The organism is Paenibacillus sp. LPE1-1-1.1 (assembly GCF_040676435.1).
Classification (GTDB): Bacteria; Bacillota; Bacilli; order Paenibacillales; family Paenibacillaceae; genus Pristimantibacillus.
This window is the reverse complement of sequence record NZ_JBEGHY010000034.1, coordinates 672,873-684,911: the sequence shown is the minus strand read 5'-3', so window position 1 is coordinate 684,911 and position 12,039 is coordinate 672,873. Positions and strand designations below refer to the sequence as shown.

The 12,039-nt window shown below is 41.1% G+C and carries 13 protein-coding genes; 3 read left to right on the top strand and 10 right to left on the bottom strand.

Going from position 1 to position 12,039, the window contains the following annotated elements; all coding sequences use genetic code 11:
• Nucleotides 1–98 precede the first annotated feature (98 nt).
• A complete protein-coding gene (locus MRBLPE1_RS26150; protein ID WP_364151215.1) occupies nt 99–527 on the bottom strand; it encodes a MarR family winged helix-turn-helix transcriptional regulator in 429 nt (142 codons plus the stop codon).
• A gap of 157 nt (nt 528–684) precedes the next feature.
• Here MRBLPE1_RS26150 and MRBLPE1_RS26145 point away from each other — a divergent pair, with 157 nt between their 5' ends.
• Nucleotides 685–1,995, top strand: a complete 1,311-nt coding sequence (locus tag MRBLPE1_RS26145; RefSeq protein WP_364151212.1) for an amidohydrolase family protein — start codon at nt 685–687, stop codon at nt 1,993–1,995.
• A gap of 380 nt (nt 1,996–2,375) precedes the next feature.
• Here MRBLPE1_RS26145 and MRBLPE1_RS26140 read toward each other — a convergent pair whose 3' ends face one another.
• From MRBLPE1_RS26140 to MRBLPE1_RS26125, 4 genes are all read right to left on the bottom strand, one after another.
• The gene (locus tag MRBLPE1_RS26140; protein ID WP_364151210.1) at nt 2,376–2,654 is read right to left on the bottom strand and encodes a hypothetical protein; all 279 of its coding nucleotides are present in this window, start codon (nt 2,652–2,654) and stop codon (nt 2,376–2,378) included.
• Nucleotides 2,611–3,123: a DUF3189 family protein gene (locus tag MRBLPE1_RS26135; protein ID WP_364151208.1), complete on the bottom strand. Its 513-nt coding sequence runs from the start codon at nt 3,121–3,123 to the stop codon at nt 2,611–2,613. The genes MRBLPE1_RS26140 and MRBLPE1_RS26135 overlap by 44 nt, the downstream gene beginning before the upstream one ends.
• A gap of 204 nt (nt 3,124–3,327) precedes the next feature.
• Nucleotides 3,328–3,459 (bottom strand): hypothetical protein, encoded by a 132-nt coding sequence (locus MRBLPE1_RS26130; protein WP_364151206.1) that lies wholly within the window; start codon nt 3,457–3,459, stop codon nt 3,328–3,330.
• A 512-nt stretch (nt 3,460–3,971) separates the two neighbouring features.
• Nucleotides 3,972–4,421 (bottom strand): MerR family transcriptional regulator, encoded by a 450-nt coding sequence (locus MRBLPE1_RS26125; RefSeq protein WP_364151203.1) that lies wholly within the window; start codon nt 4,419–4,421, stop codon nt 3,972–3,974.
• A 120-nt stretch (nt 4,422–4,541) separates the two neighbouring features.
• Between MRBLPE1_RS26125 and MRBLPE1_RS26120 the strand changes: the two genes are divergently transcribed.
• Both MRBLPE1_RS26120 and MRBLPE1_RS26115 read left to right on the top strand, forming a co-directional pair.
• Complete coding sequence (locus tag MRBLPE1_RS26120; protein ID WP_364151200.1) at nt 4,542–5,387, top strand: aldo/keto reductase; 846 nt, start codon at nt 4,542–4,544, stop codon at nt 5,385–5,387.
• Between the two features lie 531 nt (nt 5,388–5,918).
• The gene (locus MRBLPE1_RS26115; RefSeq protein ID WP_364151198.1) at nt 5,919–6,914 is read left to right on the top strand and encodes an arsenic resistance protein; all 996 of its coding nucleotides are present in this window, start codon (nt 5,919–5,921) and stop codon (nt 6,912–6,914) included.
• Between the two features lie 211 nt (nt 6,915–7,125).
• Here MRBLPE1_RS26115 and MRBLPE1_RS26110 read toward each other — a convergent pair whose 3' ends face one another.
• The 5 genes from MRBLPE1_RS26110 to MRBLPE1_RS26090 form a co-directional block, all read right to left on the bottom strand.
• Nucleotides 7,126–7,377 (bottom strand): hypothetical protein, encoded by a 252-nt coding sequence (locus tag MRBLPE1_RS26110; RefSeq protein ID WP_364151195.1) that lies wholly within the window; start codon nt 7,375–7,377, stop codon nt 7,126–7,128.
• A 92-nt stretch (nt 7,378–7,469) separates the two neighbouring features.
• Nucleotides 7,470–8,561: a CapA family protein gene (locus MRBLPE1_RS26105; protein WP_364151193.1), complete on the bottom strand. Its 1,092-nt coding sequence runs from the start codon at nt 8,559–8,561 to the stop codon at nt 7,470–7,472.
• Nucleotides 8,562–8,880: 319 nt separating this feature from the next.
• Nucleotides 8,881–9,447 carry a DUF1572 domain-containing protein gene (locus tag MRBLPE1_RS26100; protein WP_364151191.1) on the bottom strand — a complete coding sequence of 189 codons (567 nt, stop codon included), beginning with the start codon at nt 9,445–9,447 and terminating at the stop codon, nt 8,881–8,883.
• On the bottom strand, nt 9,447–10,943 hold the full coding sequence (locus MRBLPE1_RS26095) for a leucine-rich repeat domain-containing protein (RefSeq protein ID WP_364151188.1): 1,497 nt from the start codon (nt 10,941–10,943) through the stop codon (nt 9,447–9,449). The genes MRBLPE1_RS26100 and MRBLPE1_RS26095 overlap by 1 nt, the downstream gene beginning before the upstream one ends.
• Nucleotides 10,944–11,401: 458 nt before the next feature.
• Nucleotides 11,402–12,022, bottom strand: coding sequence for a hypothetical protein (locus MRBLPE1_RS26090; RefSeq protein ID WP_364151185.1), 621 nt, complete (start codon nt 12,020–12,022; stop codon nt 11,402–11,404).
• Between the last annotated feature and the right edge of the window lie 17 nt (nt 12,023–12,039).

The following is a 12,039-nucleotide window of genomic DNA, read 5'->3' as shown; positions in this document are numbered from 1 at the left end:
CCGTTAGTTCAATGATTTTTTTGATTTCCTGTAATAACTTATCCCGTGCCGCTTCGGTATTTCTTTGAAAGCAGCCGTTGGGTAGATTTTTTCCTCCATTATAAGCGTTCATTAATTTTGATCAACATTTCCTTTAAGATTTGCTTCTCCTCCTCGGTAAGGACTTGAACGATTTCATCCTCCACCTTTTGGAATGAGTCTTGAAAGTCTTCAATCAGTTCAATCGCTTTTGGCAAAACATAAATATTTTTTTGCCGTTCATTATTGACCGGGATTTTGCGCTCGATGAACCCTTTTTGCTCTAGACCTTGAAGCATGCTTGTAATGCTGGCTCCACGTAGATGAAACCGATCTGCAAGGTCCTTTTGAATAATATGATTATTTTGGTTCTGGTAAATATAATCGATTACTTTTCCTTGTTGAGCGTTTAACCCCAGCTCTTTTATACTCTCGTCCGCTCTTTTCTTTAACTTAAGACCGATAATCTGAAACAAATCCAGATAAGGCGTATCCTTTCGGAATTGCATGATCGTCCCCCCTGTGATTGTTAGAAGTCTAACTGTAAGCAACTAAACTATACAGTGATCCTATAGGCTTGTCAAACGAATATTAGTTTGTTGACAGTTAGATGACTAACAGTTATACTCCGAATTGTTGGGCAACAAACACTTGGGAGGAATTCAAATGGAGAAGATAACTCAAAATGCTGCTTTAGAACAAGTTACGGCGATTACAAATGTACGTATCTTTGATGGAGATCAAATTATTGCGCCCATACATGTTGTCATTAAAGGGGAGTCCATTATTTCAGTGGGCGGAGACCTTCCGGCCGATGCAACGATTATCGATGGAGAAAATGCGACTCTAATGCCTGGTCTGATTGATGCACATGTTCACACCTCAATCGGCGGATTACGTGATGCCTTAAAATTCGGCGTTACAACTGAACTCGAAATGAACGGCGATTTTACTAAAAGAGGACGCGAGATTCAGTTGAAAAATGTGAATGACGCCGCAGACGTCCGTTCTGCTGGCACAGCGATCACCGCTCCGGGCGGACACCCAGATGAATTACTGCCGGATGGAGATGAAATACCGGAATTCGTATTAAAGGAACTAGAGAAGTTATCGGAGGAAGACCGGGAAGCGATGTTGGCCGCATACGCTCACGATCATGAAGAAATACCGCAAGTGACGACGGTGGAAGAGGCGATTAAACATGTTCATTCCCAAGTGGAAAATGGAGCCGACTATATTAAGATCATGATTGAAGAAGGAACGGTCATGGGTGCACCTGGCCTGCCTGTACTAAGCGACGAGATTCTAAAAACAGCCGTGACAGAAGCCCACAAGTTCGATAAGCTAGTCATCGCCCACGTCTTGACGGCTCTTTCATCGCAAGAAGCCATCGATTTTGGAGTCGACGGTTTGGGCCACTTGTTTATCGACAGACCCGAGTACACGTCCGAGTTAGTGAAATCCATAGCGGGTTCAGGCGCTTTTGTTACACCGTGCTTGGTGTTGAATTCATCTATTATTGGAAATCCGGCATCGGAATTGGCGAATGATCCGCGTGTTCATTCCAAATTAAGTCCGGATTGGATCGATACTTTGAACTCAAGCTTCAATACGTTTCCGCAAGGAAATATGGAGAACAGCTTTAAGAATGTGATGGACCTTCACCGTGCCGGAGTTGATATTCTGGTAGGGACGGATGTCGCGCCGGTTCCCGTTCCGAATCTTGGCGGCCTTGCTCATGGAGCCAGCGTCCATCATGAAATGCAATTGCTGGTTAAGGCCGGGTTCACTCCGATAGAAGCGCTTCAGTCGGCTACCGCGAAACCGGCCCGTTGCTTTGGTCTTATCGATCGCGGCCGTATTGCCGAAGGTGCGCGCGCTGATCTTATACTAGTAAACGGTGATCCGACAACCAACATCTCGGATACCTTGTCGATCAAATCCGTATGGTTCAAAGGTGTGCAACAACCATGTTAATCAGAGTCGATATCCCCGTACAATGTCGTCAGAGCGATTGCATACGCTATTAAGGAACTAGATAATGCCAGTGTAAACGAAATAATTACACGGCCGCCCCTACAAACCATATAAAACATTAACCGCCCTCGACATGCTAAGCGAATGAAGAGGGCGGTTATTTCCGGTCTGCGTACCCGGTCTCGATGTTTTTCTATGCTTTTTTCACGGTACTTGTGATACGACTCTCAGCGAATGATCTTAAACTATCCTGCCCGATAGTTCGACACCACAGATTATAGAATAATATTGCGTTCTTCCATGGGAGCTTAATACAATGAGCAGGTCGCCGTAGCGCCTGCTCATTAATGTTTGTTATTCAACTATCGTTACCCGTTACCTTAATCTAACTGTTTACTTACTCCACCACCAAAGGCGATACGATATCCATCAGCATCTTTCATAGTAAACTCACTCCAGTGTTCAGAGTAGTTAAGACCATTAACTATTTCTACGCCTTTGGCACGACATTCATCAACTAACAAGTCGACTGCGTCTGTATATGCAAAAGCATCAAAATATAACCCACCTTCAACAGAAGAAAAAGGCCTTACATCCTCTTTATTAATTACAGGATTACTTATAGGTTTCATTTTCCAAAATAATAATTTTCTCCTCATTTGAGGACTTCCCTATTTGTTTCGTATTTTCAACCAACCGAAAAATATTATCACAACATTGTTTTGCGCCTATAACTAATAACGGCACACCAATAAAATCAATTTTTAATCCTCTTGAGAAAAAACCCCCAATTGACATGACGAACGGGACTGTTGGTGACGTATTAGAGAATACTATTTTTTCATGAAAATGATGTTTGCTTTGTAGTAATACGCTTAAGCTTTTTAATGCGGGAACAACAAATTTGGAGGATCTCCGTCCTATTGTATATACTGAATCTCCATTTTCATCTATCCCGTGAAAAATGATTTTTCCCGAATCATCTTTAGTTAATTTATTGAAATAGTTAACATTTAATATTTCTTCTTTAGTTAGTTTTCGTTCTGATTGCGTAATTTCTTTTAAATGATAGGCGGCTGCCAGAGCTGTTGTATGAGTCCCACCATAGTCATTATAGATATAAATCATAATATCATCCCTTATATTTTTATCTATAATTATTATGGTCTTTCATTCCAGTTTCTAATCGGTTAGATTATCTTTAGCTCCTATTTACACTGTATGTTCCGAATACGACGGCAGTCATGGACGAGAAATAAAATCCTAGAAAGCCGCTTCTATCATTGAACTATCGTTCCCCGTTAGCGTAATAAAGGATTTTCTTTGGATGGGTCAGACCGCATCATCAACCGATTTATAACCCATTTTCAGAGGCAATTCCTCAAGTGGTTCTTGAGCTGAAGCGAATTCTTTCCCTGAAATGATGTAAACTGACAGTAACAATGTAACAATTAGTTTCCACATGTAGTTGTAACTCCTTTCGCGTGTTTTTATATATCTTCCCCCGCCTTATGTAATAATTCTCACTCCTACATTATTTCAACAAAAAAAACAGCCGATCGATTAGTTCGGCTGCCGTCGTGGTATTCATTTAACTTTGTACCCGTTAGCGTAATGAGTATGTTCTAGTTATCCAGGATTAGGAAATAGAATCAGAAGTGTTTATAAATTGAAATATTCCAATCAAAATTAATAAGAATACAAATACAATTATAAAACCAAGTGCAAACTTTAAAAGAGTAGAAAAATGTGATTTCTGTTTGATTTGACTCTCACAACATTCGGGAGTGTCAGGTGATAAAAAAGTGTGGAAGCAATTTAGTTGATTTTACTGAGGTTGTCGCAACACGTGATAAACACGGAAAATAAAAAGCCTAAAACAACCGGAAAATACTATGGAAAAAATGTTGAGAACTCGCTGTTTATGAGCTAGCAGTGACTACCTTCTGCCTTGCTTTGCAATTGCGTGAGCAACGTCATTTGGCTCCAACTTGCTTGATCGTGTCCCAAACTTCATTTAATTCATACTTAAGTGGCCATTTAGCGGGGTTGGAGCTATCCGCAATTACACCCTCTATAATGTTAAGGTAATAGTTGGATTTCGCTTCCAAATAATCAACTGTATTTCTCGCTGCCTTCAATTGAAGGAGGGCATGTTCTTTTTGCCTTAAAATGATCTCGTAGCGTTCCTGAATGGTAGAATCGCCTTTTATGCAAAGATCTGCATAGGTTTTAATATCTTCGATAGACATCCCGCATTGTTTTAATATCTTTACTCCAATAAGCCAATTGACGGATTCCTCATTGAATAGGCGGTTGTTATTTTGATCTCGCAGTAGGCTTGGTATCAATCCCTTATCCGTGTAGAACCGAATCGCATGCTCGCTTAAGTCAAGCATTTTCGCTACTTCTTTTACCGTGTACATGAAATTCCTCCTAATAAAAAAATAAATAGATTCCTCTTGCCTTCGTGTAACACGAAGGGTGTAATATGCTAATTGTAGCAGTTGAAAGACCAAAAAATCAAAAAAATAGGAGGAATTGAAATGGAATTTGTAACTTTGAACAATGGAGTCAGAATGCCAATCTTAGGCTTTGGGGTTTATCAGATTCAAGATCCAGTGGAATGTGAAAGATGCGTACTTGATGCGATTAGCGTGGGTTATCGTTCCATTGATACCGCACAGGTCTACCAGAATGAAGAAGCAGTAGGCCGCGCAATCAAAAAAAGTGGAGTGCCAAGAGAAGAGTTCTTCATCACCACTAAAGTTTGGATTTCCAATGCTGGTTATGACAAAGCAAAAGCATCCATCCAGACATCCATGGACAAACTCCAGCTTGATTATCTAGACCTGGTCCTGATCCATCAACCATTTAATGATTACTATGGAACGTACCGTGCTATGGAGGAACTCTATAAAGAGGGTAAAATCAGAGCGATCGGGATTAGCAACTTCTATCCGGACAGATATGTAGATCTAGTTGAGTTCAGCGAAGTGGTACCAGCTGTGAATCAGGTGGAAACTCATGTCTTTAATCAGCAGGCAGCAGCACATGAGCTTATGAAAAAATACAATACGCAGATTGAATCCTGGGGTCCTTTTGCAGAAGGAAAAAACAATTTATTCACGAACTCAACCTTACAAGAAATCGGCGATAAATATAACAAATCTACAGCCCAGGTTGCTTTGCGCTTCTTGATTCAGAGAGACGTAGTAGTTATTCCCAAAACAGTCAATAAAAATAGAATGGAAGAAAACTATAATGTATTTGACTTTACTCTGACAGCGGAGGAAATGGAGAAAATAGCTGCACTCGATACAGGAGAAAGTTTATTTTTCTCCCACTCTGATCCGCAAACCGTAGAGTATATCATTAGTCTCGGCAAATAAAGGCGAGCGACTCGTTACTTACCGTTCGGATCTCCGCGTTGTTTGTAACGGCAAGCTTTTGGCCATCCTTGGCGGGATGGCTTTTAAACATGTATTGATTCTCCTGCGCTTCAACTCCGACTTCGGAACCAGATTGAAGTCTCCTATTGGCACGCTTTCACTACGATATTGCTGAATTGGCTTTCCCCGCCGATCACATTGCAGCAGGCTTTGTCCGGATCAGCTTTGAGTATCGGCGCCCGCTCGTTGCCTAGGTCTTTTTTCACTGTCCATCAAATGGGGTCTTGACCATTATTAGAATGAACAAAAAGAGAGCTGCCGCGCGGCAAGCTCCCTCACTATCGTTTCCTGTTAGTTCAATACACTACTGAGCTTTTAGTTTGCGACTCGGTGGACGTAGTGCCCAAGATACGATAATCAGTACAAGAAATATCAATGGTGATGCAATCTGAACGAGGCTGTCCCCTGCGTATCGGAATGCAAGGATAAAATAGAAAACGAAGGATCGTGTTAGAGGAGAGAAGGTAACGAGTGATAAACCGGGAGAAACTTGAGCAAAAACAGATTTGGCTTTATGTCGCGATATTAGTGCTCGCAGCTGGTCTTGGCTTATTAGCCCCTAATCTAATGACGACATTAGATAATCACATATTAATTTCTGTCGTCATCGCTGTTTTAATGTTTGGCATGTTTACACAGATTCCTTTTACATCCATGAAGGAATCGCTTGGTAATCGACGTTTTATCCTAGCCATCCTAACCGCCAATTATATTGCGGTACCGATTGTCGTTTGGCTTTTATCTCAGTTCCTGCCTCAACAGGCTCCTGTATTACTGGGTGTGTATCTTGTTTTACTGGCACCGTGCATAGATTATGTCATTGTTTTTACTCATCTAGGCCGTGGAAATGAAAAAGCTATGCTCCTATCAACACCAATACTTTTTGTGACGCAAATGATCTTATTACCCGTTTATCTGTGGATATTCATGGGCAAAAAAGCTTCTGAAGTTGTGAATCCGGGACCTTTTATAGAAGCTTTTCTTATTATCATCGTGGTGCCACTTCTGCTGGCTATAGGATTACAACTGTTTTCTAATAAAACTCGTCGTAGTGCTCAAAGCTTTTTAGATGCCTCGGCATGGATTCCTGTTCCGTTGATGGCGCTAACCCTTTTTATTGTTGTATCATCGCAAATTAGCAAGTTAACCGCCTACTCGGATCTAATTATCAAAGTTATTCCTATTTATATCGCATTCATGCTCATCATGCCGTTCATTACTCGCTTTATCGTAAAATGGTTTAGACTAGATGTTAGGTCAGGACGAGCTGTTATATTTAGTTCGGGAACACGTAATTCCCTTGTGGTTCTTCCCCTTGCTCTAGCTTTACCTGAAAACTGGAGCACTCTAGTCGCTGCAATTATTATGACGCAAACCATTGTCGAGCTTGCTGGAGAACTTATCTATGTTCGATTTGTTCCTAATGTGGTTCTACGTGACAAAGCTAATCAGGGGAGTTCTGAATAAGCAAAGGAGCCCCCAACTTGAGTGGAGGCTCCTTTGCTCTTCCACGCTATCCTGCCCGTTAGCGTAACGGTATTTTCAATAAATAACCTTATGTATTTAAAAACCAGCCCCTCAAGGGCTGGTTCACCGGTTCAATGCCCTGTTTTGTAAAAATATGATTTATGCCGCAACATTGCAAGTTGGCGACATTTCTTACGTAGGTTGATCCTTTTTATTCAACCGAAGCATCCGCCCGTTTCTCGTCATACAGCTCGAGCTTAAAAACGCCGCGTTCTTGTATAACATTTCCTCCGACCGTCCATTGATAGCCGATTTCAGTAATTTTGCCATCGGGATCAATACGTCCGTACGCCTTCTCGTTACCATCTCCGAACATCCCTTTGCTGTAATACAGAAATATTTTGTTTATTATCGGGGCCGTTCCTTGCTGGTCAGCGAAATTGCCCTCCAATAAATGTTGCAAGGGGGCTCCCGCTTGAATATGGGCCTGCCAGGTGGACAATAGGGAAATCATCTTTGAACTCAAAAAGAGAGACCGAATTTCCAAAGCGGGGTTTACAACGAGTTGCTCGGCAGTGGGTCGCCCCCTTTATACATGCGAAGCGTACTACGATAGGTGCGTTTCATCCGGCCCATCTGCCCGGCGAAATAGCTCTCAGGCTTTTGAAGCGCCTCATGAATCGGCACAACCCGACAGCTTCGTTGCTTGCCATCCTTCGAGATACATACCCAAGTCGGTATGTATTCAATACCTGCTAGCCGGACGTAGCCGTCGGATGTTTTCCGAATTCGGATACGAACAATAATACCGGTTAAAGCGGCATCCTTGCCGTGTAGCCGCGTGGAAATAAAGTTACCCAGTGAGTAGATCGCGAACCGTTTTCTCATCCGTCCTTCTATATCTTTCACAGTGCGGTACACCGCTGGCTGAAGAACATGCGGATGCGCGCCAAGAACCACATCAGCTCCCTGACGAAACAAGAATCGGACCAGCTCCTTTTGGTGGGCAGATGGACTTCGGTGATATTCAAATCCGTTATGCACGCAGACTATAATGAAATCCGATATCCTCCGCAATCGTTTCAAATCTTGTTTCATGTTCATGCGTACAATCTTCTTAACGCCGGCAGGCTGCCCCTTAGGAACGGTATTGCCGTTCGTGTCCCTCGTATACGAGAGTACGCCGATACGAATCCCTCCGGCAACATGAACACAGAGCTTTCGAGACTCAATCCTGTTCCGGTACGTTCCGACATGGGCAATCCCGTTCTTATCAAGTACTTCGAGCGTCCGTTTGAGCCCGCGAACACCATAATCCATGCAATGGTTATTTGCCGTAGCGAGCACATTGAAACCAATGGTCTTCAAAGCCGAGGCGAAGTTATCCGGACATTTGAAGACCGGATTTCCATTCCTCGGATTTCGAATCGTCTTCGTGTATCCGTCTTCCGATCCACCGGCAAAGGTTGTCTCGAGATTGCCTATCGTCAGATGCGCATCCTGCAGATATTGGGAAACTGGTTCAAACACCTGCTCGAAAGCATAAAGCCCGTTGTCACCTAATTTATCGCTAGTACGCATTGATCGAATAAGCAGCGGCTTCATCAGGAGATCTCCAACCGCAGCAATGATAATATCATCAGACATGCAATCTTCCTTTCTATAGTCTGATTTTTTCTAGACATTATATGCGATTCCACTCGACTTCGACATCTATTAGGAAACTAGTCGATTACCTGGGTAACCGAGCCTCGTAACGCTAACAAGAACTTTATCCCATTCTTGACACGTAGACTTGCGCATCCGTAAATATTGCAAATTAAAAAAACCACTAAGGATTTCTTAAACAATCTTGTGAGTATAAGAAAAGCACCATCGAAAGATGATGCTTACTAGAAGTAGCTTATTTAGCTATCGGATTTTGTGTTTTACTAATGTTAGCTCAATAACAATCGAATCTGTATTTTTAAACAGGATTATCCTCTTCTTTGATTGTTTGCTCTCGGTGATTATCAAGCATTCGTTTTAAATATTCTTCAGATTTCCCCTTTGGGATACTAAGACTTTCCCATCCATTATTTTTCACTTGTTTACCAATATAAACAATTTGTCCCACATGATAAGAATAATGAGCCATTTGCCTCTCAATAGCCTCTAATACCAAATGAGCTTCTCCACGAATATATATATTTTTCAATAAATCTTGCTCACTTAAATCGGTTAATGTATCAATTAGGGTTTGCCAACCCTTTTCCCAAACAACTGTGAGTTCTGATTTTGAAGATATAACATCTAAAAATTCTTCATCACGATTTCTATATTCCTTCTCTCCGTCTGAAGTCAAAAAGTCAGTCCACCTTGAAACCATATTTCCACTCAGATGCTTTACTATTATTGCAACACTATTTGACTCGTCATTATAAGTCCAATAGATTTCCTCTTCAGATAATTGGTTTATCGTTTTATCTCCAAGACTTTTTACACTTTTAAATCTTTCAATTACAATTTTTAAATATTCGGTTCCAATATTCATTATTCCGCCCCCTCAAAAATAATGACCATTTTTTTGCTGCCTAAGTATTCAACGGAAGCATTAAACTGTTCTGAAACAAAGCGTATAGGAACAAAAGTCGTGTTATTTCTCGAGAGTAAAGGCGAGTCAAACAGCACGGTTTGCTGGTTCACCCGTACTTGCCTATTCCCCAAAGCCCAACGTATCTTTTTATCGTTTTTTTGAATCGTTACCTCTTTAGTGCTTTGGTTCCAGCCTACGTTTGCCCCAAACTTCTCAGAGATGAAACGAACCGGCACATAAGTACGTCCCATGTGTATAAATGGTGCTGCCGTATTACGGTAAGCTCTGTCGCCCACATATGCTGTAGTGCTTCCAATTACCAGGCGCTGCGTCTTCATCTGAGACTTTTTAACCCTTTCAAGATCACTAATACTGTTCACTTTTATGAATATTTTGGATGTTTCGGTGCCTTGGCTCAAGTCCAAGTTGTTGTTATTCAGCTCAACTCCATGGAAGTACTCGATAGAACTATCAAATGCAATGTTTTGAATTGGTTCTAAATCCCAAACCCGATTGTTGCTCAAGTAGAGGGCAACTAGACTTTTCATATTCCTTAATGGTTCCAAATCATAAATCTTGTTCGATGATAAGTTCAGCTGTGACAAGCTAACTAATCTCGATAAAGGAGCAAGATCTTTAATGTTATTATTGCTCGCATTGAGGTCACCAAGTTTAACTAATCCCGCTAACGGCTTAAGATCAGTGATCTTGTTACCTCCAATTGATAGCGTCGTTAGGTTGAGCAATTCCGCTAGCGGTGTGAAATCAGCAACCTTGTTATTGTCAACTGACAGTGTTGTTAGATTGGGGGATAGCAGCCGAAGTGGTGAAATATCATGAATCTGGTTATTACCAACGTATAAATTTGTCAGCTTGGTTAATTTGCCGAGAGGCTCTATATCCTCGATTTTATTACTGCTCAAATCCAAAAAAGACATCTCTACGGCATCCGATAGACCATGAATATTCGAAATTTGATTGTTATTAGCAAAAAGCACGCGTAGACGGGGGAGTTGTTTCAACACCTCCAAGGATGAGATTTGATTCCATGTAAGATAAAGAGACTCCAGTTCTTTCAAAGCTGACAAATCTTCAATCGAAAAGATTTGGTTTTCCCTAAGGTTGAGACTTTGGAGTTTAGAAAGCCCCATTAGAGATGAAATATCAGTAATTTCATTATGGGATAAGTTTAATTGCGTAACATTTGCAGCATACTCCAATCCTTGCAAATTCTTAATTTTTTTATTTGATAAATCAACGTCGGTAAGGGTCTCTAAATCTGACTTGGCAACTGATTCTTCGCTGGTTTTTTTCAATAATGATTTAATAGCTATTTCAAGATTTGGGTCAGCAAAGACCACTTCTTGGCTGAGAGCCGACTCCGCATAGGCTTGACTTGAAAAGCTCGTACATAGCACGAAAATAAGTAAATAAACGGTAAAACGTTTCATCATTCTGACTTCCTCTCCTATGACTGTACTAGACGAATTGAAAATCCGTTATACTATTATAGCATATGACATTTTATTAATTGACAGACAAGTAATCTGCTCCGTGTTTGTTCAACTGAGTTTATTTTCCAGTTACCACCTTGTGGTTTTTCAAGATATAACTCACCAGCATAGAAATTAAAAGCAAAATGAGCCTATGGTTCAATGTGTACATAATAAACAATAAGCAGACTTAAAGTAGGTCCCGAATTAGTAAAGTGGTATTGCCATGCTTTCTCTCTCATCAAATTTCTCTTGATTCAAGGTTAACAGAAATTTTTTCTGCCGAGCAGTTCTAAGTTATGTAGAACCTGACGCCCGTTAGCATAATAAAATGAGCAGGCCACTGAAGCGCCTGCTCATCCATGTATGTTATTGAACTATCGTTATCCGTTAGTTGAACTATCCACTGAACTGAACTTCTACGCTTGGGTAGATGGGATGAAGATATTTATTAACTTGTTCAATTGATGAAACTGGTCCCGTTCAATAAGTACGACTAATATTTCATTACCAGTATCCGCGAAAAAGAATCTTTTTCTGCTACCGCTCGCAGCAAGCAATTCAGAAAAGATCGTGAAGATTTCAAGGCTCAGCCAATCGTCCTGTGCGGAAAGCGAATAGCGATAGTTCGTACCGTTAGCTTTAAAGGCAATCCACACCTCACCGGCTTCAATATCCACGTAATCCTGAATATCGGTAACGCTTATTGTCGGGTCAACCATAACCGCAATCCGTTTTAATCCTTGAACATAATCCCCGTGATCCTCGATACATTCGCGATCGAAGCACCAAACGTCATTAGTCGGGTATAGATCACTGTTAGGTTCTATGCTGTCTCTTTCCCTCCCCATACTCATTAGGAGATGAATGTAAGGGCGTTCCTCATAATCTCTGATTTTGAAATCTAATATGTCCCTGATTTCTATTTTCCTTTTAAGTGTAATGCCTAATTTACCCAAATTTGTGAGCTGCTCTTCAATCGAAATACGGACTTGCTGAGGCTTGGAAAATTTGTATTTGATCTTAAAAAAACTAAACATGCCTTTTATGATTCCCC